The organism is Exiguobacterium sp. s123 (assembly GCF_018617075.1).
Lineage (GTDB): Bacteria > Bacillota > Bacilli > Exiguobacteriales > Exiguobacteriaceae > Exiguobacterium > Exiguobacterium profundum.
The window spans coordinates 254,499-280,719 of sequence record NZ_JACSJL010000002.1; the positions used below are offsets into that span (position 1 = coordinate 254,499).

Annotated in this window: 24 protein-coding genes; 6 read left to right on the plus strand and 18 right to left on the minus strand. The window is 47.0% G+C overall.

Translation table 11 applies throughout. The annotated features are described in order from the left end of the window. The first annotated feature begins 102 nt into the window (after nucleotides 1-102). Nucleotides 103-1,224: a flavodoxin-dependent (E)-4-hydroxy-3-methylbut-2-enyl-diphosphate synthase gene (gene ispG / locus KNO72_RS05210; RefSeq protein ID WP_012726622.1), complete on the plus strand. Its 1,122-nt coding sequence runs from the start codon at nucleotides 103-105 to the stop codon at nucleotides 1,222-1,224. 75 nt (nucleotides 1,225-1,299) lie between these two features. Beyond that, entirely contained in the window at nucleotides 1,300-1,884 is a 585-nt protein-coding gene (locus tag KNO72_RS05215) for a hypothetical protein (protein ID WP_078147136.1), read from the plus strand. A gap of 31 nt (nucleotides 1,885-1,915) precedes the next feature. On the opposite strand, the gene KNO72_RS05220 is transcribed toward KNO72_RS05215, so the two are convergent. From KNO72_RS05220 to KNO72_RS05235, 4 genes are read right to left on the minus strand one after another with little or no spacing between them, the layout of a single operon-like run. After that, on the minus strand, nucleotides 1,916-3,304 hold the full coding sequence (locus tag KNO72_RS05220; RefSeq protein ID WP_214730492.1) for an NAD(P)H-hydrate dehydratase: 1,389 nt from the start codon (nucleotides 3,302-3,304) through the stop codon (nucleotides 1,916-1,918). Between the two features lie 35 nt (nucleotides 3,305-3,339). Next, a complete protein-coding gene (locus tag KNO72_RS05225; protein ID WP_012726625.1) occupies nucleotides 3,340-3,765 on the minus strand; it encodes a Fur family transcriptional regulator in 426 nt (141 codons plus the stop codon). Continuing rightward, nucleotides 3,758-4,615, minus strand: a complete 858-nt coding sequence (locus tag KNO72_RS05230; protein ID WP_012726626.1) for a metal ABC transporter permease — start codon at nucleotides 4,613-4,615, stop codon at nucleotides 3,758-3,760. Before KNO72_RS05230 ends, KNO72_RS05225 begins: the two co-directional genes overlap by 8 nt. Continuing rightward, entirely contained in the window at nucleotides 4,612-5,373 is a 762-nt protein-coding gene (locus KNO72_RS05235) for a metal ABC transporter ATP-binding protein (protein WP_078147140.1), read from the minus strand. Before KNO72_RS05235 ends, KNO72_RS05230 begins: the two co-directional genes overlap by 4 nt. Nucleotides 5,374-5,558: 185 nt before the next feature. On the opposite strand from KNO72_RS05235, the gene KNO72_RS05240 reads away from it, so the two are divergent. From KNO72_RS05240 to KNO72_RS05250, 3 genes are all read left to right on the plus strand, one after another. Then, on the plus strand, nucleotides 5,559-7,088 hold the full coding sequence (locus KNO72_RS05240) for a Ppx/GppA family phosphatase (protein ID WP_078147141.1): 1,530 nt from the start codon (nucleotides 5,559-5,561) through the stop codon (nucleotides 7,086-7,088). A gap of 2 nt (nucleotides 7,089-7,090) precedes the next feature. Beyond that, nucleotides 7,091-9,256, plus strand: coding sequence for an RNA degradosome polyphosphate kinase (locus KNO72_RS05245; RefSeq protein WP_078147142.1), 2,166 nt, complete (start codon nucleotides 7,091-7,093; stop codon nucleotides 9,254-9,256). Nucleotides 9,257-9,347: 91 nt separating this feature from the next. Then, entirely contained in the window at nucleotides 9,348-9,518 is a 171-nt protein-coding gene (locus KNO72_RS05250) for a DUF1427 family protein (protein ID WP_214686970.1), read from the plus strand. Nucleotides 9,519-9,554: 36 nt separating this feature from the next. Here the strand turns inward: KNO72_RS05250 and KNO72_RS05255 are convergent, their stop codons facing one another. The 5 genes from KNO72_RS05255 to KNO72_RS05275 all read right to left on the minus strand — a co-directional run bounded on the left by KNO72_RS05255 (nucleotide 9,555) and on the right by KNO72_RS05275 (nucleotide 15,206). Continuing rightward, a complete protein-coding gene (locus KNO72_RS05255) occupies nucleotides 9,555-10,124 on the minus strand; it encodes a hypothetical protein (protein WP_214684012.1) in 570 nt (189 codons plus the stop codon). A gap of 3 nt (nucleotides 10,125-10,127) precedes the next feature. Continuing rightward, nucleotides 10,128-11,030 carry a deoxyribonuclease IV gene (locus KNO72_RS05260; RefSeq protein ID WP_214684011.1) on the minus strand — a complete coding sequence of 301 codons (903 nt, stop codon included), beginning with the start codon at nucleotides 11,028-11,030 and terminating at the stop codon, nucleotides 10,128-10,130. An 81-nt stretch (nucleotides 11,031-11,111) separates the two neighbouring features. Then, nucleotides 11,112-12,455, minus strand: coding sequence for a DEAD/DEAH box helicase (locus KNO72_RS05265; RefSeq protein WP_012726633.1), 1,344 nt, complete (start codon nucleotides 12,453-12,455; stop codon nucleotides 11,112-11,114). 61 nt (nucleotides 12,456-12,516) lie between these two features. Then, nucleotides 12,517-13,455, minus strand: coding sequence for a sugar ABC transporter substrate-binding protein (locus tag KNO72_RS05270; RefSeq protein WP_078147145.1), 939 nt, complete (start codon nucleotides 13,453-13,455; stop codon nucleotides 12,517-12,519). Beyond that, a complete protein-coding gene (locus KNO72_RS05275; RefSeq protein WP_251024933.1) occupies nucleotides 13,452-15,206 on the minus strand; it encodes a sensor histidine kinase in 1,755 nt (584 codons plus the stop codon). Before KNO72_RS05275 ends, KNO72_RS05270 begins: the two co-directional genes overlap by 4 nt. A gap of 129 nt (nucleotides 15,207-15,335) precedes the next feature. Between KNO72_RS05275 and KNO72_RS05280 the strand changes: the two genes are divergently transcribed. Next, a complete protein-coding gene (locus tag KNO72_RS05280) occupies nucleotides 15,336-16,289 on the plus strand; it encodes a 4-hydroxy-3-methylbut-2-enyl diphosphate reductase (protein ID WP_012726636.1) in 954 nt (317 codons plus the stop codon). A 42-nt stretch (nucleotides 16,290-16,331) separates the two neighbouring features. On the opposite strand, the gene KNO72_RS05285 is transcribed toward KNO72_RS05280, so the two are convergent. The 9 genes from KNO72_RS05285 to glyQ form a co-directional block, all read right to left on the minus strand. Beyond that, nucleotides 16,332-17,444 carry a Nif3-like dinuclear metal center hexameric protein gene (locus KNO72_RS05285; RefSeq protein WP_078147147.1) on the minus strand — a complete coding sequence of 371 codons (1,113 nt, stop codon included), beginning with the start codon at nucleotides 17,442-17,444 and terminating at the stop codon, nucleotides 16,332-16,334. Then, complete coding sequence (locus KNO72_RS05290; protein ID WP_214684010.1) at nucleotides 17,444-18,160, minus strand: tRNA (adenine(22)-N(1))-methyltransferase; 717 nt, start codon at nucleotides 18,158-18,160, stop codon at nucleotides 17,444-17,446. The genes KNO72_RS05285 and KNO72_RS05290 overlap by 1 nt, the downstream gene beginning before the upstream one ends. Before the next feature lie 95 nt (nucleotides 18,161-18,255). Next, nucleotides 18,256-18,594: a cytochrome c550 gene (gene cccA / locus KNO72_RS05295; RefSeq protein ID WP_012726639.1), complete on the minus strand. Its 339-nt coding sequence runs from the start codon at nucleotides 18,592-18,594 to the stop codon at nucleotides 18,256-18,258. Between the two features lie 132 nt (nucleotides 18,595-18,726). Continuing rightward, nucleotides 18,727-19,821 carry an RNA polymerase sigma factor RpoD gene (gene rpoD, locus KNO72_RS05300; RefSeq protein WP_012726640.1) on the minus strand — a complete coding sequence of 365 codons (1,095 nt, stop codon included), beginning with the start codon at nucleotides 19,819-19,821 and terminating at the stop codon, nucleotides 18,727-18,729. A 35-nt stretch (nucleotides 19,822-19,856) separates the two neighbouring features. Next, the gene (gene dnaG, locus KNO72_RS05305) at nucleotides 19,857-21,668 is read right to left on the minus strand and encodes a DNA primase (protein ID WP_214684009.1); all 1,812 of its coding nucleotides are present in this window, start codon (nucleotides 21,666-21,668) and stop codon (nucleotides 19,857-19,859) included. 126 nt (nucleotides 21,669-21,794) lie between these two features. Next, nucleotides 21,795-22,637, minus strand: a complete 843-nt coding sequence (locus tag KNO72_RS05310; protein WP_078147151.1) for a pyruvate, water dikinase regulatory protein — start codon at nucleotides 22,635-22,637, stop codon at nucleotides 21,795-21,797. Further along, on the minus strand, nucleotides 22,624-23,253 hold the full coding sequence (gene ccpN, locus KNO72_RS05315; protein WP_078147152.1) for a transcriptional regulator CcpN: 630 nt from the start codon (nucleotides 23,251-23,253) through the stop codon (nucleotides 22,624-22,626). Before ccpN ends, KNO72_RS05310 begins: the two co-directional genes overlap by 14 nt. A 21-nt stretch (nucleotides 23,254-23,274) precedes the next feature. After that, nucleotides 23,275-25,329, minus strand: a complete 2,055-nt coding sequence (gene glyS, locus KNO72_RS05320) for a glycine--tRNA ligase subunit beta (RefSeq protein ID WP_214684008.1) — start codon at nucleotides 25,327-25,329, stop codon at nucleotides 23,275-23,277. Then, a complete protein-coding gene (glyQ, locus tag KNO72_RS05325) occupies nucleotides 25,322-26,215 on the minus strand; it encodes a glycine--tRNA ligase subunit alpha (RefSeq protein ID WP_196431848.1) in 894 nt (297 codons plus the stop codon). The genes glyS and glyQ overlap by 8 nt, the downstream gene beginning before the upstream one ends. Nucleotides 26,216-26,221: the final 6 nt, after the last annotated feature.

Consider the following 26,221-nt stretch of genomic DNA (forward strand, 5'->3'; position numbering starts at 1 on the left):
ACGCATCCTAGATGCTTTTTCACATTCTTTTCGTTATGATAATGAAGAAACCCTATCATCTTAAATCGATTGGATTCTTTCCAAAAGAAGGAGATTACGTATATGTCAGAAATTTTGCATCGTTCATTAACACGTCCGGTCCGCGTCGGTAACTTGATTATCGGAGGATCGAACGAAGTCATTATTCAATCTATGACCACTACGAAAACGCATGACGTCGAGGCGACAGTCGCCGAGATCAAACGTCTTGAGGAAGCTGGTTGCCAAGTCGTTCGCGTGGCTTGTCCAGACGAACGTGCAGCTGACGCACTTGCAGAAATTAAGAGCCGCATCAACATCCCGCTCGTCGTCGACATTCATTTCGACTACAAGCTTGCTTTAAAAGCCATCGAAAGTGGCGTCGATAAAATCCGGATCAACCCGGGTAACATCGGCCGCCGTGAGAAAGTAGAGGCCGTCGTCAACGCGGCGAAAGCAAAAGGGATTCCAATTCGAATCGGGGTCAATGCCGGTTCATTAGAAAAACAATTCCTTGAAAAGTATGGATATCCGACCGCGCAAGGTATGGTCGAGAGCGCGATGCACCACGTGAAGATTCTCGAGGATCTCGGCTTCTATAACACGATCATCTCGCTCAAAGCTTCAGACGTAAACCTTGCTCTTGAAGCATACACACTCGCTGCGAAGACGTTCGATTACCCACTTCACGTCGGAATCACAGAGTCAGGTCCACTCTTCTCCGGTTCACTCAAATCGGCTGCTGGACTCGGTGCGATTCTGTCTCTTGGAATCGGTTCAACGGTTCGAGTTTCACTTTCAGATGACCCGGTGGAAGAAGTAAAAGTTGCGAAAGAAGTGCTCAAGTCATTCGGACTTGCGGCAAATGCCGCGACTTTGATCTCTTGTCCGACATGTGGACGAATTGAAATTGATTTGATTTCGATTGCAAAAGAGGTAGAAGAATACATCCAAAACATCAACGTCAACATTAAAGTCGCTGTTCTCGGATGTGCGGTAAACGGACCAGGTGAGGCTCGTGAAGCAGACATCGGAATCGCAGGCGCACGTAACGAAGGACTTCTCTTCCGTCACGGAAAGATTATCCGCAAAGTGCCTGAGGCGACGATGGTCGAAGAATTGAAAAAAGAAATCGATGCGATCGCCGCTGAAAAAATGGCGGAACGTGAGCGCGAAGAACAAGAGCTCGCAAACCAATCAAATTAATGAATCTCATGCCCGTACGGTTGCAACCGTACGGGTTTTTGATAGAATAGAGGGCATGTGAGGAGGAGTGATGAGATGCGAATCGGCATTGATTTGGATGGAACCGTTACAGATCCTAAAAGTTGTTTTCTATATATGAATGAATCACTCGGCTATTCAATTGACTATCATCGTGCGACCGAGTACGAGTTACACACGTATACGACGATGGAACAACATGAATTTTGGAAGTTTATGATTGAAGAGGGGCATGAAGAAGCGATTTACCGTCGTTCTCTTCCGCACTCTGATGTGTTGGATGTGTTATGGGAATTAAAGCAGCAGCATCACCTGCACTACGTCACGGCCCGAAGTGAGGCGGTTCGACCGGTTACGGAAGAATGGATCAAACAGCATCGCTTGCCACTCGATTCGTTGGTCATGACCGGTTCTCACGATAAAATCAATGTCGTCAAAGACTTGTCACTCGAACTGTTTATGGAAGACCGGTATGAGAATGCCATCTCGATTCATGAAGAAACGTCAATTCCCGTACTCCTATTCGACGCACCCTATAATCGTAAGACGTTACCAGAGGGCGTAACTCGCATTTCGACATGGCGTGAGGCGCATTACCATGTCGCGCAATTGGAGAAACAAATCGTTCTACAGCAACGTTAAAAGGCAAGCCCGACGCAATCGGGCTTGCCTTTTACATTCGTCCGAGCTCTTCGATTAAATCGCTTGCGAGTACACTTGCGGGGTGTATCGTCTGGCTAATCGACTTGGCAGCGAGCGCATGCCATAGCACCGCTTGCTCGTTCGGTGACGAAGGTTTTTCTTTTCTAGCCCATAGCGCCAGAAGGATGCCAGTCAACACGTCCCCACTTCCACCTTTCGCTAACGCCGACGCTTCAACAGTATTGACGGCACCTGTTCCGTCAGGTGTGACGATGAGCGTATACGTGCCTTTCAAAATCAAATGGACCCGGTGTCGTTTCGCGAACTCACAAGCGATGGAGAAGCGGTCTGCCTCAATCTCTTCGACCGATTTACCGGTCAATCTTGAAAATTCACCTGGATGCGGTGTAAGCGTGAGCGGCCCCCGAGTTTCCAGTCGTTTCGTCGACAATGCCCCAGCATCCAAAATGACAGGACAGGGCTGCTGTTTCGCGTATTGCCAGATGAGATTCAAGGCCTCCCCTTCGACCATTCCGGGACCGATGGCCAGTGCATCGTACGATTGTTCCACCACATCGGTGTGTTGCTGATACATCGCTTCAGGTAATGTTGAGATGAGCGGGCTCGCTTCGCGTGGAATGGATAGACGCAATAAGCCAATGCCAGAACGAGTTGCAGCACGACCACCCAAGAATGGTGCACCGAGAAAATGACGACTCCCTCCGATGAGCATCCCATGTCCATATGTCGTCTTATGGCTGAATTGATCACGCCCCAAAAGAGATCGATCGAAATCAGTTTCGGTCAACACCTTCCAATCGGATGTATGCGGGAGTCCGATATCAACCCGTTCCACTTTGCCATAGAACGGAGCCGTCCGATTTAAGAATGTCGAACGCTTGAAACCGTGTAACGAATACGTATATGTCGCCCGAATCGCCATGTCATCAAAGTCACGAGTGTGATCACTCGGTATGCCTGACGGTACGTCAATCGAGATGACCGGCGTCGATTGATGATTCACCCATTCAATCACTTCCCGCGCGTGACCAGTCACGGGACCGGACAATCCGACACCGAACAGGGCATCAATGATGACATCTGTTTCAATCGGCCGCTCCACAAGGTGAACAAATGCGGAGGCGTAGGAAGCGTGTATTGCAGCCGCCTCAGACTTACTTTTCCCTAACGGTGACCATACGATGACCTCATGCCCTCTCATAGCAAGTTCTCGAGCGACGACCCAACCGTCCCCACCGTTGTTGCCCGTCCCACAAATCACCAAAATGGTAGCCTGCGATTCAATTCGAATGTGAGGCACAATCGCCGAGGCCGCTCGCTCCATCAACACCTCTTCGGGCATCCCATTTTGAATCGCTGTGCGATCAATCTGCTTGATTTCAGCAGCTGTATAGATCATCTGACCTCCCCCTTCGATACAAAAAAGGGATTGAATCAAATCAATCCCTTTTGCTTACATTCTTTACAATACCCATATATCTCAAATTTATGATCGACCACTTCAAATTCAGGGTCGAGCGCCTCTACGAAGCGCATCGGACATAAATCGAGCAGTTTCGTCTTCCCGCAGCTCCGACAGATCAAATGATGATGGTGATGTGCCGCACTGCAGGTGACTCGAAAGGATTTCTCACCATCGAGTTCCGTCGCTTCAAGTAACCCTTCTTCCGCGAACGACTTCAAGTTGCGATATACCGTGTCAAAACTCATCGTCGGATGTTTGTCTCGCATGTACTCGAGTACTTCCTTCGCACTGATATATCGATCTTCTTCAGAGAGATAAGCATACATTTCAAGACGTTTCGGCGTCACTTTTAAAGAAGATGCACGCAGACGATTCAATTGTTCAGTCTCATTCATGTTGTACCTCCTTTTTCTTGAAACTCATGACTTTCTCAAGTGCCATGACGGCTGCTAAAATACCGACCGCAATCAATACGATGACACCGCCTGGAGCGACATCGAGATCATACGCAAGGACGAGCCCACCAATTGTCGCGACCTCTCCGAAGATGATGGACCAGAGAATGGTCTGTTTGAAGCTCGATGTAAAGCGTAGCGCCGCTGCGACGGGTAACGTAATCAAGCTTGATACGAGAAGCGTTCCGACAATTCGCATGCTGACGGCAATCACAAGCGCTACGATGAACATGAATAACAGATGAAGCATCGTACTCGGTAATCCCGACACTTTTGCCTGCTCTTCATCAAACGATAAGAACAACAACTGCTTATAGAAGATAAAGATCACAAGAAACGTCAAGACGGCCACACTGACAATCAATGTGATGTCCGACTGACTCACGGCAGAGATCGACCCGAACAAGAGTGTGGACAAGTCGACCGAGAATCCTCGCGATAGCGAGATAAAGATGGCACTGAGTCCCATTCCTGCGGACATCATGATCGGAATGGATAGTTCCTGGAAGTGCACATATTTCCCTCGAAGCCAGTTGAGCCCTAACGCCGCCAATACAGAGATGAGCGTTCCCATATAAAGGGGGTTGAGATCAGCGAATAGAGCGATATATTGTCCGAGAAATAAACTGAATGAAATTCCGGCAAGCGTCATGTGTGACAATGCATCGGCAATCAAGCTCATCCGTCTCACCACGATAAATGAACCGATGAGCGGAGCGGTAAACCCGATCACAAGTGCTGCAATGAACGCATAACGTAAAAAACTATATGTCCAAAGATCTGTGATCATGTCGTTCCCTCGTGAACAAGTACTTTAACAGGATAAGGTTTGATGGACGATGCGAGTTCTCCGAGCTCGCTGTATTCTCTCAGTCCACAATTACATGCCAATCGTCCGCGGTCGAGATGGACGACTTTTGTGACGAGGTCGGTCACCACGTTTAAATCGTGGGTGACGAGGACGAACGTACAAGTCGTATGTTCACGAAGCATATGCAAGACTTCATAAAAATCTTGTAAGTGCTTTTGGTCCACACCGACGGTCGGCTCATCGAGAATCAATAGATCAGGCTGGTTGACCATCGCCCGAGCGATAAAGACGCGCTGTTGTTGTCCTCCGGATAGATCTCCAATTTTCCGATGACGAAACTGCCACATGTTGACTGTTTGTAACGCATTTTGAATCGCTGCCTGGTCTTCCATCTTCAAACGTTTGAATAAACCGAGACGTCCATATCTACCCATCGCAACAACTTCTTCGACGGTAACCGGGAATCCCGAGTTAAAGGAAGCCGCTTTTTGGGAAACGTAACTGATACGAGACTTGTCTTTAAACTGCGAAATGGGCTTGCCGAACAATTCGACCGACCCTTTTTGCGGGTTCAGTAATCCAAGAATGGTTCGAATCAAAGTCGACTTCCCAGAACCGTTTTCTCCGACGATTGCGACAAAGTCCCCTTGCCGAATATCAATCGATACGTTTTGTAAGGCCGGTGTCCCATCATAGAAATAAGACACCTCGTTTAATTTGACGACAGATGTAGTCATCTAATCCCTTCTCTCATATGTTAAATCGTAATCATTTCTACTTTCTAGGCGTTTGTATTATACAGAATATTACGCACACCTTCAAGCAAGACTGGTTTCATCTAGCCAAATGGTAAAATTCACGTAAATCGTATGTTCGTTCAAAACCTTGTCGATTACACTAGTATTATGAAGGGAATGGTTTTATGGAAAAGAAACTGGCAGTTATTGATATCGGATCCAACTCGATTCGAAACGTCATCTTCGAAGTGAACGAGGAAGGACAATACTTCGAACGGTTAAATGTGAAAGAAGTCGCGCGATTGTCCAGCCATATTAGTGATGCGAATGAAATGACTGAAGAAGGAATCGCTTCACTCATCGATACGTTACGTCACTTTAAAGAGTTGAACGACCATCATCACGTTACCGATGTGCTCCCAGTAGCGACGGCAGCCATTCGAAACGCAAATAACTCAGATGAGATTTTGCAGAATGTCAAACAATCTACTGGGATGACCATCCGCCTGTTGAGCGATTACGAAGAAGCATTTTACGGATATTCGGCCATCGTCAACTCTACCTATGTGGAAGATGGATATTCTGTCGATATTGGTGGGGGATCAATGGAAGTCACATACTTTCAGAACCGAGAGCTCGTCTTTTATCACAGTTTTCCGTTCGGTGCCGTGACGTTAACGAAAGAATTCATGAAAGATGAGACGATGACGAAAGACGAGCGGAAAGCGTTGACCGCATACTTAAAGAAGGCATTCAAAGAAATTGAATGGCTCGAACCACATGGTGTCCCACTTGTCGGTGTCGGTGGGACGGCTCGTAACTTAGTCCGGGTCGAACAGACCATATCGAACTTCCCGCTTGAAGGAATCCATCAGTATACGATTTCTGCTGAACAGTTGGAGGACGTCATAGATGAACTCGTCGGAATGTCGAGCAAACAACTCGGACGTTTGGATGGGCTGTCAAAAGACCGGGTCGACATCATCGCGCCTGCCGTGACAGCAATCGGCGAGCTCGCTAAATATTTGAAAGTACCTGAGTTCACGATGAGTAACAATGGACTCCGTGAAGGTCTCTTCTATGAAAACTATTTACATGAGCATGATAAAGTTCGTTTTGCCGATGTGAAAGAAGAAAGTTTTCGTCATTTTGAAAAACAATACGACGTGAACCCGACTCGTCATCAACATCTCATCCGATTGGCCCGACAGTTGTATACCGGATTAATTGAAGTGAAAGCGATTAAACCGAAACCATTTGAGCCTGGTCTTCTTGAAGGTGCCTGCCGCCTTGCCTATGTCGGTGAATATATCGATCACAACAATAAGAGTGACCACACGTTCCATCTGATCACCACAAACGATTTCAAAGGACTAAACAACGAGGATCGACTCGCTCTTGCCCTCGTCACATCCTTCAAATCAAAACGAGTATTGGAACAACATATCGAGGCTTTCCCGAAATGGTTTGATCAAAAGTTATTGAAGAGTTTAGAACTACTAGGCTCGATCGTAAAACTCGTCGATGCCCTCGACTTGACAGAGCGTCAGATTGTGACGGACATCCATGTTACTAGTACAAAGGACGGTCTCACACTTACGCTAGATACAAATGGTTCCGCACGTTTTGAGTTGCAGCGAAGCACTCGCCATAAAAAGCATTTAGAACGCGCAATTGATCAATCGATTGAGATTGTCTTGAGCGAGGAGGAGTAACCATGTCCGAATATACGAATGAACATTTTAACAACCGTGAACTCAGCTGGCTCGACTTTAACGAACGTGTTCTCGAAGAGGCGATGGATGAACGAAATCCATTGATGGAACGATTGAAATTTTTGGCGATTTTCAGTTCTAACCTTGATGAATTTTATATGGTACGAGTCGGTGGATTGAAAGATGAGGTCCTTGCCGGTTTCAACCGTCCGGAAGATAAGACGGGCCTCACTCCAAAACAGCAGATCAAATCCATTTCGATGCGAGCGCAAGAACTCGTCGAGACACAATATGCGACATATAAAAAAATCACGAAACAGTTATCGAATCAGCACGTCCGCTTCTTACGGACGAAACATTTGAACAAGACTCAACAAGACTTCGTGAAAGAGTACTTTCGAACGCACGTATTCCCTGTCCTGACACCGATTGCAGTCGACGCCTATCGTCCGTTCCCAATGCTCTTATCTAAGTCACTGAATATTGCTGTCGAGATTGCCTCGAATGGCGAAGGAAAAAAACGACTCGCCCTCGTTCAAGTGCCATCCGTTCTTCCGCGGTATCTGGAACTACCTACCGATGATGAAGAACATACCGATTTGATTTTACTTGAGGATTTGATCATTCAATACATCGACTCACTCTTCAAAGGATTTGTCGTCGAGTCCACGATGCCATTCCGAATTACGCGGAACGCGGACATGCCGTTTCACGAAGAGGGCAGTCGTGACGTCTTGAAACAAATCGAAAAAGAGTTGAAGAAGAGAAGATATGGGGTTGCCATCCGACTCGAGGTACAGCAACGATCGTTACGAAAAGAACTGTTGTTCATGCTACAAGACGTCCTTGACTTACATGACCGGGATATCTTTATTGTCGACGGTCCGATCGACTTGACCTTCCTGTTTGGGATCTACAATCAGATCGGGATGGAATATGATGACATGATCAATGAAACGTTGATCCCATTTATCCCAGAAGGTCTTGAATCGGGCAAAGATTTATTCCAAAGTATCGCTAAACAGGATTATCTGCTCCATCACCCGTATCATTCATTCGATCCAATCGTCCGTTTTATCGTTCAAGCCGCCAAAGACCCGAACGTCTTGGCAATCAAGCAGACACTCTATCGCGTCTCCGGGGACTCTCCCATCATCAAAGCCTTGACTGATGCAGCCGAGAGCGGAAAACAAGTCACTGTCCTCGTCGAACTAAAAGCACGTTTTGATGAAGAAAAAAACATTCAATGGGCGAAGCAACTTGAGAAAGCCGGGGCTCACGTCATCTACGGCTATAAAGAACTGAAGACACACTCAAAAATCACCCTCGTCGTTCGCATTCTAGAAGGTGGTGTGTTGCAACGGTTCATTCATCTCGGAACCGGTAACTATAACGATTCAACCGCCAAGCTGTACACAGACATTGGGCTCCTCACCACAAATGAAGAACTCGCTGAAGATGCAACGAACTTTTTCAACTGGTTATCCGGTTATGGGGAACGACCATCTTGGCATCAGTTCGAGACGTCGCCTGACGACATGAAAGACTTCTTCTTGAATAAAATCGATGATGAGATCAAACTGCATGAAAAGTACGGCAACGGTCGCATCGTCGCTAAGATGAACTCGATCACGGACCGGGCCATCATCACAAAATTGTATGATGCTTCGTCCGCGGGAGTGAAAATCGATTTGATTGTCCGAGGCATTTGTTGCTTACGACCGGGAATTAAAGGGGTCTCTGAAAACATCAAAGTCATCTCGATCATCGACCGATATCTCGAACATTCCCGAATCTTTTATTTTTACCAAAATGGAAAAGAAGACTTGTACTGTTCCTCTGCGGACTGGATGACACGAAATATGAAAAAACGGATTGAGATACTCTTCCCTATCTTGAACGCATCACATAAAACATACATCAAAGATATGATGGCCCTTCAACTCGTCGATAATGTGAAAGCAAGAAGACAACGTTCTGACGGCCGCTATGTATACGTGAAACGTGAGACCAACGAGGAAGAGATTCAATCTCAAATTATCATCCATCAATATACAGGTGGTCGATGGAACAACATACCTAGCGTATTTGAACGAGAACCGTCAAATTGGGCGGAACGAGAAGTGCTCCGCCTTCGGGCCGAGAACGAGAAAATGACGGATGACTGATGTTAGACTTCTCAAATAAGAAAACTCGTTGTATAATAAATTCGATTCAGTTATTATGAAGCGCTTTCATTTAGAGATGGAGGAATTATTTATGCAGGAGATTTTACTATCATTACTCGCCGGCTTGATTTGTGGTGCCATCTTCACTGCACTCAAACTGCCACTCCCTGCCCCACCGGTATTACCAGGAGTTGTTGGGATTTTCGGGGTGTTCCTCGGAATGAAGGTTTATCAATTTGCTGTATCGAACTGGCCATTCTAATAAAAGATGCCCTCAAAAAGGGGCATCTTTTATTATTTAGTCTAATGTATGAATGGCTTTATGACAGGTCGGACAAACCCAGATGCCACGTTCCTCTGTCAAGTGATACTCAATCAAGTGATACGCCTCTTTCCCAAATCGTTCAGCTAGGTTTACATGACAGCTCGCACAAGTCGTCACATGAGACTTTGGTGCTAAGAGTTTTTCTCGAAACAAGTGCGCCTCATATGACGCTTTCGTCCATTTAGACGATGGTACATGATAGCCGTCATTCCATTTTGTTCGAATCGACTCGTACGGTTCATCCCCCTCATACATTCCCACTTGCAAGAGCGGATGATGAAAATGAAGTTGTAACAGGTCGACTAAGGAATACAGCGCCACCCCTCCCTGTCTCTCTCCGAGCCAATACGGATCGTCTGGTCGCTCAATCGTCTCTTCAAGTAACACCTCTGCTTCCGCCACGATGCCATGCCCCATCACTTCGATAAATGCTGTCGGTGTCGTCACGGACCCCTTTACATAAACCGGACTCTGTTCAAGAAAATAAGTCGGGAATGCGTTCCAGACATCATATCGCTTTGGATCGACTTGTAGGACGTTCATCGCTTATTGATGAGCGAGCGTGAATCGTTCACGCCACTCGGCATCAAATTGATTGGCACGGAACATTTCAATCTCTTGTTTATATGGAGCGACTTTTGTTTTTTCGCTAATCGGGATATATGGCGTTTCTAGAATTTTCGGTAGATGCGCAAATGCCTCGTGATGAATAATACGATTTAGCGTATCAAATCCAATCTCTCCGTAGCCAATGTTTTCATGACGGTCTTTTTTTGCACCGCGCACATTCTTCGAATCATTTACATGAATCACTCCGAGACGGTCGAGTCCGACGATGCGATCGAATTGTTCAATGACGCCGTCTAAGTCACCGACTAAGTCATATCCTGCATCATGGACGTGACACGTATCAAAGCAAACTGAGAGTCGATCATTGTGCGTCACGCCATCAATGATGGTCGCAAGCTCTTCAAACGTCTTACCAAGTTCGCTTCCTTTCCCTGCCATCGTCTCAAGCGCAATCTTTACTTGTTCGTCGCCAGTCAACACTTCATTCAATCCTTCGATGATTCGAGCGAGACCGATTTCTTCTCCCGCTCCGACATGAGCGCCCGGGTGAAGAACGACGTGGCGAGCCACTTGGAGTGCTTCTGCCCGCTTTAATTCCTGAGTTAAGAAAGAGACGGCCAATTCAAACGTCTCAGGTTTCGTCGTATTCCCGAGATTGATGATATATGGAGCGTGAACAACAATCTCTTCGATGTCATGTGCGGCCATATGTTTGAGTGCTGCCTCAATATTTAAATCTTCAATGGGTTTACGGCGTGTGTTTTGGGGCGCACCTGTATACACCATCATCGTATTCGCCCCGTAAGAGACAGCCTCTTCACTCCCTGCTAACAACATCTTTTTACCTGATACCGAAACGTGTGAACCTATTTTTAACATCCTCATCTTCCCTTCATCATCTTCTATCTCTAGTGTACACAAAAAGAAGAACCGACTCCAAGAAGTCGATTCTCCCAAACATTATCGTTTATTTTTCTTACGTGCTGCACGGCGATCCGAGCGTTGCTGTTGCATATGCTCACGTGATGCCGTCTCTTTCAACTTATACTTGAATTTCTTCTTATAGCCAGGCTTCACTTTCTTCTTCGCCTTCTTGATTTCACCGGCCATCCGACTATGAGCCGTGTGTGAGACCTTCATCTTCCGGTCTGTTTGGCGACGACGACGTGTCTTGATCGGTTGAATCGAACCGTTGCGCAAGTCCACATGAGTGAATTCGAACCCACGTTCTTCAAGTCTGTTGATTGGTCCATTCTCATGGTCCTCATATAGTGTGTACGCCTCACCTGATGCGCCCGCACGTCCCGTACGACCGACACGGTGCGTATAGAAATCAAGGTCTTTCGGAATCCCGTGGTTGATGACGTGAGAGACTCCTGAAATATCGATACCGCGAGCCGCTAAATCCGTAGCAATCACATACTGATATTTCGCATCATTGATGTCCTTGATGGCTTGTTTGCGGCGACGTGCCTGCATGTCACCATGCAATGTACCGACGTTTAGACCTGCTTCGCGGAACGACGTCTCCAACTCATCTGCCTCTTGTTTCGTATTGGTGAACACGAGACAAACGAATGGATTGATTGCTTTCGCAATTTCGACAGTCAATTCTTTACGGTCACGGTGACGTACTGGAATCACGTGGTGCTTGATTTTTGGTGCGACGCGATGTTCTGGGCTCGCCTCTGCAAAGCGTGGGTCATGAAGGTACTTCTTCAAGAACGGTTCAAGGTTCTCAGGAATCGTCGCTGAGAAGACCATCGTTTGTAGTTTTTCAGGAAGCGCCTGTGCGATGCGGTCGACCTCGGGCAAGAATCCCATATCGAGCATTTGATCGGCTTCATCGACGACAAAGTGTGTCACTTTGTGCGGGAATAACGCCTGTGCTTTCATGAGATCAAGGATTCGTCCCGGTGTCCCGATGATCAACTGTGGTGGATTTTTCATCTTATCGATCTGACGTTCGCGGTCTGTCCCTCCGACAATCAAACTCGATTTGATGTAATCTGGGTTTTTAATAAGAATCGATTTCAATTCTTCATGAATCTGCCAAGCGAGTTCGCGTGTCGGTGCGACGACGATTGCTTGAACTGAAGCATCTTCTGGGTTGATCGCTTCAACGATCGGTAACAAGAACGCAAGTGTTTTACCCGTTCCTGTCTGTGATTTTCCAATAATATCTCGACCATTCAAGGCAGCCGGAATAATTCGGGCTTGTATATCGGTCGGTTTCGTAATGCGCTTTTCGGTTAACGCATCAACCATAAACGGTAGCAATTTGAACTGTTGGAAGCTGTTCAATCGATACACCTCCTGTTTCTTTCCACTTTTCCTAGCATAGCGGAATCAAATGATTTGTCAATCAATCTTTTGCCACACCTTCATATAAATAACTCGATGAATAATAGTGTTTGGCAATTTTCTTTCCATTTAAATGTTGTTCGAGTGCTTTGAAGCCGACTTCCATCATCTCGTTCGGTGACTGCACGACAGTGGCATTGACCTTCCCATTTTGAATGAGCGGATAGATATCTGAAATCCCGTCGACCGAAACGATCGTCTTGTCCGTCAAACCATGACTTTCTAAAGCCCGGACGACACCAAACGTATTATCGTCATTGTGTGAAAAGATTGCATCAAACGGAATCTTTTCTTCTAACCAACGTGACATCTCGATTTCAGCTTGGAATGTGTCATAGTTCCCGGTGATGGATGCAATGATCTGAAAATCGTCGCCATGTTGCTTTTCGTACTCTCGGATACCAAGACTTCGGTCCATCGTGGAGCGAACTTTCGGCGTCCCCCTCACTTCGACCACGCGAATCGGACGTTCGAGCTCACTATACTTGGCAGCAATTTGTTCGGCCGCCATCCGACCGATATCGACATTGTCGGAAACGACGGATGTGAGCACACTCGGATGATCAATCATACGGTCAATCGCAATAATCGGAATGTTTTTTCGTTTTGCGCGTTCTAATGAGGGTTGAATGAACGTGTCATCGAGAGTCGTCAAAAAGATGGCCTCGACACCCCGGTCAATCAATGAATCTAGTTTTTCTTTTTCAAGGACACGCGAGTCTTCACTCGTGGTCGGAATCGGGATGAACCCTTTTTGGTTTGCTGTATGCACGAACGAGTCCAGTAGTTTATTCGCATGCTCATGTTTATCACTGACAAACACAAATCCGACTTCTTTTTCATTCGTTTTTTGCTCTGGGAGTTGAATCGAGGTAATGAGGAGAATCGTCATGGCCCACACGACCGGTAACCAAAGCCAATAATGTTTTAGTCCTTTCATGACGGTTGTCTCCTTGGGATTTTGATTAAAATCGCGGTCCCCTTGTTCATCACACTATCAATCTCCATCGCACCGTTAACGCTCTTCAAGTACTCTTGAATCATATAGATCCCTAGACCATTCCCACTTTCCTTCGTCGTATTGAAGGCGGAACCAACTGTCTTGAGTTGTTCCTCACTCATGCCAATCCCGTTATCTTCAATCAAGAAGCGATATTCCTGCTCCGTAAAGAGGACCGTCACGACGACACTACCTTCAGCCCCTTTTGATTCGACGGCATCGACCGCATTTTTGAAGAGGTTGTAGATGATTTGAACGAGCATATCAAAGGATGCATAAAATGGAGGCATGTCGTTCGGTACAAGTAATTCCCATTTTGTCGGTCGTTTGTAACATTCGGCATCCATTAAAAATTCAAGTCGTTTCGCAAAGTCTAACATGTTGATCCAATCTTCGTTTTTACCAGCCTGATCTGGTTTGGCGAGCGTCAACATCGTTGAAATCAAATCATTCGCCCGCTCCAGTTCTTTGATGGCGACATCCACCATATCTGAGCTACCTTGACCCTCGCGCACCATTTGTAACGTGATGTGGACGGGAGTTAGAGGATTTCGAATTTCATGGGCAATTCCCGCGGCCAATTGACCGAGTGAGGCTAATTTTTCTTGATGCAAAATCAACTGTTGCTGACTCAACTGTTCACGTCGTGACGTTTCCATCCGTTGTGCATAATCGTTATACGTGTCGAGTAGCGTCTCCACTTCTTTCGAACCGGTTCTTTCCAACGAGATCGTTCCGAGCGATTGTTGTTGTTTAATTTGATTGACCAGCTCGACAAGCGGATTCGTTAACGTCCGGGAAAGCAACAATCCAACGAGAATGCTCAGGAAGAATGTAACGAGCGCAATCATCAAATACTGCCAACGCGTGTCGTAGACCGTTTCATAGACGGAGTCATTTTGATGTTTTGCGAGCATGCTCCATCCACTGACTCTTGCATCCGGTTCAAACATTACCGTATCTTCATCCGTACTCAAGATTGTCCGTTCGCTTCGATTTAATGCTTCGTCGATGACTTCACGCGATATCCGACGCTCTGCATCTGTGACCAAGTTGAACGAAGTCGTCAACACTTCGCCTTGCTCATCTAACAAGTATAGAATCATGTCATCATTCGCAGATTCCAACGAACGACGATACAAGTCAGAGTTCAAGACACTAATGCTCCCCCCAAAAATACCGATTGGTCGGTTCTCTTCGATGACCGGAACGTATAGGAAAGTTCCCATATCCCCACTGATCATCACAGGGTCACTCATATATAGTTCTTTTCCACTTGCAGTCAATACTTCCGTAAACTTCGGATCGCGTTTCAATACAGAAGAGGCGACTTGTCGCTCCGAGTACCATTTAAATGAGTCTTGATTGACATCATAATAAAAGATGGACGTAAAACTCGTGCGTTGATTCAAATATCCTGTTCGGATCCGTTCTTCAATCCATGGCTCATTTCCAACGTAAGCGCCTAAGTAAACTAAATCCTCATACAATTTCCCAAGTTGGGACTCCACATTCTCAATACTGTCATCGATGGCGTAATCAAATTGCTCTTTCGCCAATTCTTCTGCTCGAGACACCGTGACGCGGTCAGCAGAGAAGGCAAGTGATGAAATGACAAGTGCTAAAATAATGATGATGATGAACGTAATTTGGAAAAAGTACGATTTTCTTAGTTCACGCAATGGTTTCATGCGATTCACGGCGTCCCTCCTCTCTAACCTAAAAATTATAGCATGAATACACGCAAATCTTTTCGTATTTTCGAAACAATGTTAGACTAATACGTATGAAAGCACTTCGAAAGGAGCCTTCGTCTTCATATGAAAGTTAAAAAAATTAGCCCACGCGGATATTGTTATGGTGTCGTCGATGCCATGAAGCTCGCAAATGAGGCCGTCGCAAATCCAGATTTGCCACGCCCGATTCATATACTTGGAATGATTGTCCATAACCGTCACGTCACGCAGGCGTTTGAGGATCTCGGTGTCAAAACCGTTGATGGAGAAGACCGCATGCAAGCGCTCGAAACCATCGATCGAGGAACGGTCGTCTTCACGGCGCACGGCATTTCACCACTCGTCCGGAAACGTGCCATCGAGAAAGGATTGACGATTGTAGACGCCTCTTGTCCTGACGTCTTAGTCACACACGATTTGATTCGTGAGAAAACGGCAGAAGGATATGATGTCATCTATATCGGAAAACATGGGCATCCGGAACCGGAGGGTGCAATCGGGGTTGCACCAGACCATGTTCATTTGATTCAATATGAACATGAAATCGATCAGTTGCCGAGTCGCTTGTTCGAACGAAAAATTTTGGTGACGAACCAGACGACGATGAGTCAATGGGACGTTTCCGCATTAATTGAAACGATTCAAGCCCGTTATCCTCACGTGGAAGTGCATAATGAAATCTGTAACGCGACGCAAGTTCGTCAAGAAGCCGTCGCTGAACAAGCGGGAGACTGCGAATTATTGATTGTCGTCGGAGATCCCAAATCAAATAACTCCAATCGCTTAGCACAAGTTTCAAAAGAGATTGCCGGAACAAATGCCTATCGGATCGGTGACTTGAGTGAACTTGACTTGAATTGGCTCGAAGGCGTGGAGACCGTCGCTGTGACGTCGGGCGCCTCTACCCCGACACCGATCACGAAAAAAGTCATCGACTTTTTATCGCAATATGACCCAGACGATTTAAGCACGCATGATAAAACGCCATTTCTTGAACTTCGGAGTATCTTACCGAAAGTGAAAGCATTGCGTAAGTGAAGGAATCCCCCATTCTCTCAGAGGATGGGGGATTTTTAGGCTTTACTTGAATTGAAACGGATTCGTGTTGGCAACAGATTGAATCAAGTCGACATTGATTTTCGCTTTTTCAAACTTTTTGCTGAGCACGTCGATCACACCTTGTTTCATGATACTCTCGACATGATGTCCCGGGTCTACGACTGCGAGTCCAAGCGCCATCGCATCATGAGCCACATGGAAATATAAATCACCCGTCACATATGCATCTGCACCTTTGAAATGCGCAGTAGACACATACTTATTCCCGTCTCCACCTAATACGGCAACTTTTTCAATCGAACGCCCCGGGTCTCCGACAACTCGCACGCCCTCAACCCCAAAGCTTGTTTTCACGTGTTCGGCAAACTGTTCAAGTGTCATGGCCTGTTCAAGTCGACCGATTCGCCCTAGCCCAAATACATGGCCCTCGATTTCATCGCGCATGAGGTCATACGCCACTTCCTCATATGGATGGGCGTCTTTCATTGCTTTTAGTACACGCTTCTTCTGACTCTCCCGAACGACCGTTTCGATTTTCACCTCGTCCACTTGTTCCGTTTCATGCGGGCGACCGATGAAGGGATCTGTCCCCTCGAGCGGAGTGAATTGCCCCGTTCCGGAAACACGGAACTGACAGTCCGCATAGTCACCAATATGTCCAGCACCCGCTTTTCCTAGAGCCAGGGATACGTCATGCGCATGCGTGGATGGAACGAATACACTTAGTTTATAGACCGGCTCCTCATAGGTCGGGACGAGTACTTTCGTATCGCGGAGACCGATCGCCTCACTCATCCAATCGTTCACACCACCACTGCATACGTCTAAATTCGTATGAGCGACATAGACCGCGATATCGTGCTGAATACATTTCATCGTAATCTTCCCAGCCGTGGAACGGTCATTGACTTGAGCTAACGGACTAAAGATGGGTGGATGATGCGCGATAATCAAATCGATCTGTTTCTCAATCGCTTCATCCACAACCGATTCAAGTACATCAAGCGTGACCATGACCCGTTTGACTTCTTTGTTGAGCGAGCCAATCTGCAAGCCGATTTTATCCCCTTCGACCGCCAAATGTTTCGGTGCAAATTCCTCAAACAATTGAATCACTTGATTGCCGTTCGCCATTACTGACTCACCTCTCTCATCTTGTCACGCATCCGTTTGAACTCCACTTGTTTTTGAATCAAGGCTTCCGATTGAATGCCAGCTGCCATCTGTCCAAGCACATAATCGAGCTTATCAGCTTCACGACTCCACTTGAGTTTAAATGCTTCTGGTCGCTCTTGAACGAGATATGGACCGAATAACAACTGCCACATGCGCTCGTCCGACTCGTCACTATAAATGGACTCAGTTCCTTTTTCTCCGACAAGGATTTCGTAAACCTTATCATTTTCTTCCACAATTGCCTCTTCGACAAGGACATATCCATGTTCAAGCAGCCAGCTTCGTACGTGTTGCCCATCAACGTTCGGTTGAAGGACGAGCCGTTCGACCGCACCGAGCTTATCTTGACCCGCTTCGAGAATGGAGCGAATCAAACTGCCGCCCATCCCGCAAATCGAGATACACGTCGCTTCATTGGGCTGTAAGACAGCAAGACCATCGCCAAGGCGTACATCAATGGTATCACCTGCCCCAATCAAATCGACTTGTGCTCTCGCAGCTTCCATCGGCCCAACGTTCACTTCACCCGCGATTCCTTTTGAAATGATTCCTTGCTGAAAGGCATAGCATGGGACATACGCATGATCCGAACCAATATCGGCGAGCACACTTCCTTTTGGGATATAATCGACAACCTGCTTCAATCGTCGGTCTAACATGACACGTTCTTGCATACAGACAACTCCTTTGTTCTACTTCTTCCCTAGCGTATCGAATTCTCTACAGTTCGACAACAAAAAACGCACCCCATCATGGAGTGCGTCACCTCTTATTGTTCAATCAACCAGTTCGCAAGCACTTCAGCTTCTTCAGCGGATGCAAGACCTGCTGGCATCGCACCTTGACCGTTGACGATGATGTTTGCGATTTCTTCTGGTGAAAGACGATCGCCGACACCTGTAAGTGCTGGACCGACGCCACCTTCAAGGTTTCCGCCGTGGCAACCTGTGCAACCCTTCGCAGCATACAACTCTTCTGGGTTCATTTCAGTGACTGCCGGACCTTCAGCCGCTTGTTGCGCCTGATTCACCCCAAAATACGATAATGATACCATGGCAATAATTGCGACGATTGCGATTGCCGCAAACGGTAACAATGGATTACGCATTGTAGTTCCCCCTCATGTTCATTCCAAATTTCTATCCAACACTATTTTACTCAAAAAATAATAAAGAAGGAAGGAAAATCACTCATTTTCCTTCCTTTCTTCTAAAACTTCACACTTTATTCAAATATGAAATTAATCGAGGAAGTCTTTCAAGCGTTTGGAACGGCTCGGGTGACGCAATTTACGAAGGGCTTTCGCCTCGATTTGACGAATCCGCTCACGTGTGACACCGAATACTTTACCAACTTCTTCGAGTGTGCGTGTGCGGCCATCGTCTAGTCCGAAACGCAGGCGAAGGACGTTCTCTTCACGGTCTGTCAACGTATCCAACACGTCTTCTAATTGCTCTTTCAACAATTCATAGGCTGCCGCATCTTGAGGAGCCATCGCATCTTGGTCTTCGATGAAGTCACCGAGATGTGAATCGTCTTCTTCCCCAATCGGTGTCTCTAAAGAAACAGGTTCTTGGGCAATCTTTAGAATTTCACGGACTTTCTCAGGTGTGAGTTCCATCTCTTTGGCAATCTCTTCCGGAGAAGGTTCGCGACCGAGGTCTTGAAGCAATTGACGTTGGACACGAATCAATTTGTTGATTGTTTCCACCATGTGTACAGGAATACGAATCGTACGGGCTTGGTCAGCAATCGCACGTGTGATGGCTTGGCGAATCCACCACGTCGCATACGTCGAGAATTTGAACCCTTTCATGTAGTCGAATTTTTCGACCGCTTTAATGAGTCCCATGTTCCCTTCTTGAATCAAATCAAGGAAGAGCATCCCACGACCGACATAACGCTTCGCAATCGACACGACGAGACGTAGGTTCGCTTCTGCGAGACGTTTTTTCGCTTCTTCGTCCCCTTGCTCGATTCGTTTAGCGAGCTCCGTCTCATCTTTCGCACTTAGAAGGTCGACACGTCCGATTTCTTTTAAATACATCCGAACCGGGTCGTTGATTTTGATTCCAGGAGGTACTGATAAGTCGTTCAAATCGACTTCTTCATCCTCTTTTTTCGCAGGTGTTTCTTCTGCGTCCGCAGCATCTTCTGTGACACGGATATCTTTAGCCTCTAAATCTTCGATGAAGTTATCGATGAAATCCGAATCCACCTCGAAGTGACTAAGGCGATCTTGGATTGCTTGCATTGAGACGACGCCTTTTTTCTTACCTAACTTCTCAAGTTCCTCTATGGCGTTAAATAAATCCTCTTTCTTCTTCTCTGCCATCTAGCAGTTCAACTCCTTCCAAACTTCATCCACGATCATCGCTCTCGAAGACGACGACTACGGGCAATCAATTCTTGTAGCTTGGACGCCTGGTCTACAATACTTTCGGCGTCTTGAGCGATTTCCCTTTTTGCACGCTCGATTTGACGTTGCTCCTCATAACTGTTTATCACCCGAATGTATTCGTCTAAAACCTCTTCAGACAGTTCATCCGGTCCAGCCATCAGACGGATCTCTGCAAAACGCATCGCATAATCAGGGCGTTGATCGCAATAACGCTCCATGAACGAAAGCGTGATTTGATCAAACTCATCCTGTGTCATCGTATCGGATACGATTTCATACAATGCTGACCCTAACATACGATGGGTTTCATCTTGATAACGAAGCCCTAAACGGTCGCGTACGAAACGGACCTGCTCCGGTCCCGTCAACATCGCACGCAACAAGTACTTCTCGGCTTTCATCCAACGAGGCTCACCTGTTTTACTCGAACGCTTCCGTACCGGCTCTACAGGTTCCATCGCACGGTTGGGAGTTGATTCACTTGACGTCGGACGAGGAATTCTCGAACGGAGCGTCTCTAGCGGAATCTCAAACTCATCCGACAGTTTCTTCACATATAAATCTCTTCGAATCGAATCATTTGTCTTCCCGATCTCTTCAAGCATAGATTCAATAAAGCGAATCCGTTCTCCTTCTCGGTTCAAGTTTTTTCCTCGCCGGTACATGCGATTCATAAAATCGAGAACACTCAACTGCTCAGTTTCAATAAACTGCTGCCAGTGAGTTGCCCCATGCTGACGGATATAGTCATCTGGGTCCGTCTTTTCCGGTAGTGGCAAAACTTGTACATCGAGTGGAGACGCTTCTAAGAGGCGAATGACTTTTTGTGTCGCTTCTTGTCCCGCGTGGTCTCCGTCATAACAGATAATGACTTCATCCACGATTCGAGATAGCGCCCTCGCATGTTGAGGAGAGAACGCGGTTCCGAGCGATGCCACAACTTCTTGTGTGCCCGCTTGCGCGACTTGTAAAACGTCAACGTTCCCTTCAACGAGGAAGACACGCTTTTTCTTACGCATCGTCGCCCGGGCTTGAGAGAAGCCGAACAATAACTCGCTCTTATTGAAGAGTGGCGTCTCAGCCGTATTCACATATTTTGGTTGTCGATCATCAATCGCTCGTCCACTGAAGCCAACGATGGTGCCGTCTCGATCCGCAATCGGAAAGACGACCCGTCCTTCAAATCGGTCAAAATATTCACCGGACTTCGACTTTGAAATCAAACCTGCCTCAACCATTACTTCTAAATCAAACCCGCGCCGCTCCAACAGCTCGACAGTAAAGCGTCGTTGGTCTGGGGCAAAACCGATCTTGTATTGCGCAATCGTCTCTTCAGCCAGATCACGATCCCGTAAATACGTTAAGCCCACTTCTCCAGCTTCTGTTTTCATCAACACTTCATGATACAAGTCAGCGACAAGGCGATGCGCATCACGCATCTGTTTGCGCCATACCTGTTCTCGCGTCAGTTCCTCGTCCCCTTGGATCCCGTCTACCGAAATATTCGCCCGTGTTGCCAAGCGTTCGACCGTCTCAGGAAACGACAATCCCTCGGTTTCCATCACGAACGTAAATACATTTCCGCCGGCGCCACAACCGAAACAGTGATACATCCCTTTTTCAGGTGAAACGGAGAAAGAAGGTGAGTTTTCGGAATGAAACGGACATAATCCGACAAGGCGGTGTCCTTGTTTCTTTAATTCGACACGTTCGCCAATCAATTCTACGATATCGGTCGCTTGTTTCACTTCTGCGATGACTTCATCTGGTATTCGTGGCATGTTGACCACTCCCTGTTTCCAATCTCGCAACGAAACGGAACGCTCATCACGTTCCGTTTCACTGTACTGTCAATACTCTATTATACCCTCTTGAAGCAATGATTACTAATTGAAACACTTACTCATTCAATCATCTTTAGACTGTTCAAGATGACGCAAGATGATCCCTGCCGTTTCTTCAACTGCTTTGTTCGTCACATCGATGACATCGCAACCGATTCGTTCATAAATACCACGCGCATACTCGAGTTCACGATTGATTCGCTCTAGCTGCGCATAATCTGCTTCCGGCTTCAAACCTAGCGATTTGAGACGTTCCATTCGGATTGAAATCAGCTTTTCCGGGGAGATGATCAACCCGACACATCGTTCAGCAGGCAAATCAAACAATTCCTCAGGCGGTCTCGATTCTGGAACGAGTGGCACGTTCGCGACTTTATATCGTTTCAGTGCCAGATATTGAGATAGCGGCGTCTTTGACGTTCGAGAAACACCGACCAACACGATATCAGCTTTTTTCAGGCCACGTGGGTCCCGACCATCGTCATACTTGACGGCAAACTCCATCGCCTCGATTTTTCGGAAGTAATCATCATCCAATCGATAGATGAGCCCCGGCTTTTCACGTGGCGCTTCTTTCAATTGGCTAGATAATACATCGAGCAAATCTCCGAGCAAATCAACCGTTTTCACTTGATGCGCTTTACCAAGTCGCATGAGAAGGGCGCGATGTTCCTCATTAACGAGCGTGAACGCAATGATGGCCTGTTGTGCTTTTGCTTGCGTGACGACATCGATAATCGTCTGCTCATCTTCGACGAACGGAATGCGAAGGGTTTCGATCGCATTCTCGTGGAATTGGATACTCGCTGCGCGGACGACGAGTTCACACGTCTCTCCGACCGAGTCACTTACAACGAACACGAGTTGTTTCGTAGTCAATTCGATTTCCTCCTCAGATCGACTCATCGTTCGCTAACGCAATGAGCACCTTCGTCATATTGGTCTTCGTCATACGGCCCAGTACAATCAATTTCCCATCTTTTTCTTCTACGACGGGCATGGCATCGATTTGTTTCTCAATCAATTTCATCCCAGCTCGAATCAACGTTTCTGTTTTCTCACATACTGTAATGTTCGGCATGCGGGTCATGATGACGTTGACGGGTAACTGGTCTAAGTCTTGATTTCCGATGGCCGCACGAAGGAGGTCTTTACGAGATAAAACTCCGACTAACTCCCGGTCACGTCCGACAACGAACAATGAGCCGACATCTTCTAAGAACAACGTGACAATCGCATCATATACCGTCATCTCATCCCGTACGACTTTCGCAGAAGACATGAAGTCGCCTACGGTCAGCGAATCTAACTTTTCTCGTAGCATCGACGAATTCCGTTTGCCAACGAACGTGTAGCCGACACGAGGTCTAGCTTCAAGTATGCCTGTCATCGTCAAAATAGCGAGGTCAGGCCGCAGGGTCGCACGTGTCAATGAGAGCTCTTGTGCGATTTGTTCCCCTGTGATCGGCCCGTTCTCCTTCACGATCTCGGCGATTTTTTGTTGGCGTTCATTCAGTTGCATAGCCAACCCCCTCTAGTTTGTTTAGAGTACGAGCGCGTTGAAATCTGCGACACGCTTAATCGTCGTTGCAAGTCGGTTCATTTCATGGAGACGGTTTTTGCGGACCGCCTCATCATCACTCATAACCATTGTATGTTCGAAGTACATCATAATCGGTGATTCGAGTTGTTGTAGAAGGTCGAGCGCTTTCTTGTAATCTCCCATCTCGACAGCTTCGGCTGTTGCAGGAGCGGTCTGTTCAATCGCATCATGCAATGCAATCTCATGATCGTTCTCAAACAAGGAAGGATCGACATCTCCCGCTTCACCTTTTTTCGAAATGTTCACGACGCGCGACAATTGCTCAATCAACGCCTTCGCATCCGTCGATACAAATTCTTGAATCGCGTCTGCGCGAGCATCGAGTCGCACAACCGTCAATGAGGTCGTCAATACGGCGTCAATCACATCATAACGAACCTGCTGTTCTTGCAGGCGATATTTCAAGCGCAATTTGAAGAACTCATCTAGTTGTGCCTTAACTTGTTCTTTATCGGCTTCATAGAGTCCTGCTTCCAGTTGTAATTCGACAACTTTTGAAAGCAACGTGTCGATTGAGAGATCAATCTTCCAATCTCCAAGAATCTGAACGACACCTTGGGCCTGGCGACGAAGCGCGAACGGGTCTTGTGAACCGCTCGGAATCATCCCGATGCCAAAGAATGCTGCAATCGAGTCTAATTTGTCGGCAAGGGCAAGAACGGCACCCGTTGCCGTCTCTGGAGAAGCGTCCCCAGCAAAGCGTGGCATGTAATGCTCACGGATTGCCGCTGCCACTTCCTTGTCTTCACCTTGTTGGAGTGCATATTTCTCACCCATGATTCCTTGAAGTTCTGTGAACTCGTATACCATCTGGCTCACGAGATCAAATTTATGAATGGCACCAGCACGGCTTACTTTTTCAAGGTCTGCCTCGAACAACGGTGCAAGTTCCTGAGCGATTTTCGTCACACGACGCGCTTTCGCACCAGTCGTTCCCAATTTTTCATGGAAGACGATGCGATCGAGACGTCCGAGCTGATCATCGATTTTCGTCTTTTTGTCTTCTTCATAGAAGAACACGGCATCCGCAAGACGGGCCCGAATGACTTTCTCGTTACCGCGCGCTACATTTTCAAGGTGCTCGGCATTCCCGTTTCGTACCGTCACAAAATAGTTTTTCAACGTTCCGTCGAGATAGACCGGGAAATAACGTTGATGCTCTTTCATCGTTGTGATCAATACTTCTTCAGGCAAGTCGAGGTACGCTTCATCAAATTCCCCGAAGAGAGCGGTCGGCCATTCGACTAAGTTTGTCACTTCCTCAAGCAAGTCGGCATCAAGTGGGATCGTCCATCCTTGTTTCGTGGCAAGCTCTTGAATTTGACGTTCGATTTCAGCTTTACGCATCTCGTAGTTCGCCATGACAAAAGCAGACTCTAATGTCTGGACATATTCGGCAGGTGATGAGATGACCACGTCCCCTTTACTGAGGAAACGATGCCCACGCGTTACGTTATTCGTGTTCACACCTTCGATTGTGAAGTCGATGATGTCTTGACCAAAGAGGGCGATCAACCAACGAATCGGGCGCATATACCGTAGGCTGCTCGTTCCCCATTTCATGTTTTTCGGGAACGTCAAGCTACGGACTACATCTTCAAGACCGTTCAATAGCGAGAGAGTCTCTTGTCCCTTTTCATGGCGTTCCGCGAAGACGTACTCGACTCCTTTTTCTTCTGCGAAATAGAGATCTTCTACTGTCAATCCGCGGCCACGCGCAAAACCTTGTGCCGCTTTCGACCAGTTACCTTCCGCATCTTGTGCAATCTTTTTGGCAGGTCCACGAAGGGTTTCTGTCAAATCTTGTTGCGTTTCAGCCACATCCCGAACGATGACAGCCAAACGACGTGGTGTCGAGTACACTTCGATTGAGCCAAAATCAACACGCGCCTCTTTTAAGAACGCATCAACACGTTCCGCCAACTGTTTCTCTGAACGCAAGACATATTGAGCTGGCAGTTCCTCTAATCCAATCTCTAACAGAAGGTCACGCATTCAAGTCACCTGCTTTCTCTTGTTTCAAAAGTGGGAATCCAAGGCGTTCCCGTTCTTCAATAAATTTAGCGGCACACGCACGCGACATGTTCCGGACACGCTGGATGAAGCCGGTACGTTCCGTCACAGAAATGGCGCCTTTCGCGTCCAACAAGTTGAACGTATGCGAACATTTTAGAATGTAATCGTATGCAGGGAAGACAAGGTTTTCTTCAAGCGCACGCTTCGCTTCTTTCTCATACGTATCAAATAACGTGAACAACATGTCGACGTCAGACAGTTCGAACGTATATTTCGAATGTTCAAATTCTGGTTGATAGAAGATGTCACCATATTTGAATCCGTCCGTCCAAACAAGGTCGAATACACTTTCTACTTCTTGAATGTATGAAGCGAGACGTTCAAGTCCGTATGTGATTTCCACGGCAATCGGGTCACACTCGATTCCACCGACTTGTTGGAAGTACGTGAACTGCGTGATTTCCATTCCGTTCAACCAAACTTCCCAACCGAGACCTGCTGCTCCGAATGTCGGGTTTTCCCAGTTATCTTCGACGAAACGGATGTCATGCTCAAGCGGATTGATGCCAATCAGTTCAAGACTCTCCAAGTACAACTCTTGAATGTTGTTTGGTGACGGCTTCATGATCACCTGAAACTGATGGTGCTGGTAAAGACGGTTCGGGTTTTCTCCGTAACGACCGTCAGCTGGACGGCGTGACGGTTCGGTATAACAGACGTTCCACGGTTCTGGCCCAAGGCTTCTGAGGAATGTCATCGGGTTCATCGTCCCGGCCCCTTTTTCCACATCGTACGCCTGCATCGTCAAACAACCTTTTGACGCCCAAAAGTTTTGTAGCGTGAGAATGATTTCTTGCACTGTCATGTGCTT

Coding starts and splice junctions, on each gene's coding strand:
- KNO72_RS05245 (WP_078147142.1), top strand. CDS start 7,091: ATGTCCGAATATACGAATGAACATTTTAACAACCGTGAACTCAGCTGG.
- dnaG (WP_214684009.1), bottom strand. CDS start 21,668: ATGCCACGAATACCAGATGAAGTCATCGCAGAAGTGAAACAAGCGACC.
- KNO72_RS05240 (WP_078147141.1), top strand. CDS start 5,559: ATGGAAAAGAAACTGGCAGTTATTGATATCGGATCCAACTCGATTCGA.
- KNO72_RS05310 (WP_078147151.1), bottom strand. CDS start 22,637: ATGAGTCGATCTGAGGAGGAAATCGAATTGACTACGAAACAACTCGTG.
- KNO72_RS05235 (WP_078147140.1), bottom strand. CDS start 5,373: ATGACTACATCTGTCGTCAAATTAAACGAGGTGTCTTATTTCTATGAT.
- KNO72_RS05215 (WP_078147136.1), top strand. CDS start 1,300: ATGCGAATCGGCATTGATTTGGATGGAACCGTTACAGATCCTAAAAGT.
- rpoD (WP_012726640.1), bottom strand. CDS start 19,821: ATGGCAGAGAAGAAGAAAGAGGATTTATTTAACGCCATAGAGGAACTT.
- KNO72_RS05225 (WP_012726625.1), bottom strand. CDS start 3,765: ATGAATGAGACTGAACAATTGAATCGTCTGCGTGCATCTTCTTTAAAA.
- KNO72_RS05255 (WP_214684012.1), bottom strand. CDS start 10,124: ATGAACGTCCTACAAGTCGATCCAAAGCGATATGATGTCTGGAACGCA.
- KNO72_RS05275 (WP_251024933.1), bottom strand. CDS start 15,206: ATGAAACCATTGCGTGAACTAAGAAAATCGTACTTTTTCCAAATTACG.
- KNO72_RS05270 (WP_078147145.1), bottom strand. CDS start 13,455: ATGAAAGGACTAAAACATTATTGGCTTTGGTTACCGGTCGTGTGGGCC.
- glyS (WP_214684008.1), bottom strand. CDS start 25,329: ATGCGTGACCTTCTGTTAGAGATTGGATTAGAGGAACTGCCAGCTCAA.
- KNO72_RS05220 (WP_214730492.1), bottom strand. CDS start 3,304: ATGATCTATACAGCTGCTGAAATCAAGCAGATTGATCGCACAGCGATT.
- glyQ (WP_196431848.1), bottom strand. CDS start 26,215: ATGACAGTGCAAGAAATCATTCTCACGCTACAAAACTTTTGGGCGTCA.
- KNO72_RS05280 (WP_012726636.1), top strand. CDS start 15,336: ATGAAAGTTAAAAAAATTAGCCCACGCGGATATTGTTATGGTGTCGTC.
- ccpN (WP_078147152.1), bottom strand. CDS start 23,253: ATGCAACTGAATGAACGCCAACAAAAAATCGCCGAGATCGTGAAGGAG.
- KNO72_RS05285 (WP_078147147.1), bottom strand. CDS start 17,444: ATGGCGAACGGCAATCAAGTGATTCAATTGTTTGAGGAATTTGCACCG.
- cccA (WP_012726639.1), bottom strand. CDS start 18,594: ATGCGTAATCCATTGTTACCGTTTGCGGCAATCGCAATCGTCGCAATT.
- KNO72_RS05230 (WP_012726626.1), bottom strand. CDS start 4,615: ATGATCACAGATCTTTGGACATATAGTTTTTTACGTTATGCGTTCATT.
- ispG (WP_012726622.1), top strand. CDS start 103: ATGTCAGAAATTTTGCATCGTTCATTAACACGTCCGGTCCGCGTCGGT.
- KNO72_RS05290 (WP_214684010.1), bottom strand. CDS start 18,160: ATGCAAGAACGTGTCATGTTAGACCGACGATTGAAGCAGGTTGTCGAT.
- KNO72_RS05250 (WP_214686970.1), top strand. CDS start 9,348: ATGCAGGAGATTTTACTATCATTACTCGCCGGCTTGATTTGTGGTGCC.
- KNO72_RS05260 (WP_214684011.1), bottom strand. CDS start 11,030: ATGTTAAAAATAGGTTCACACGTTTCGGTATCAGGTAAAAAGATGTTG.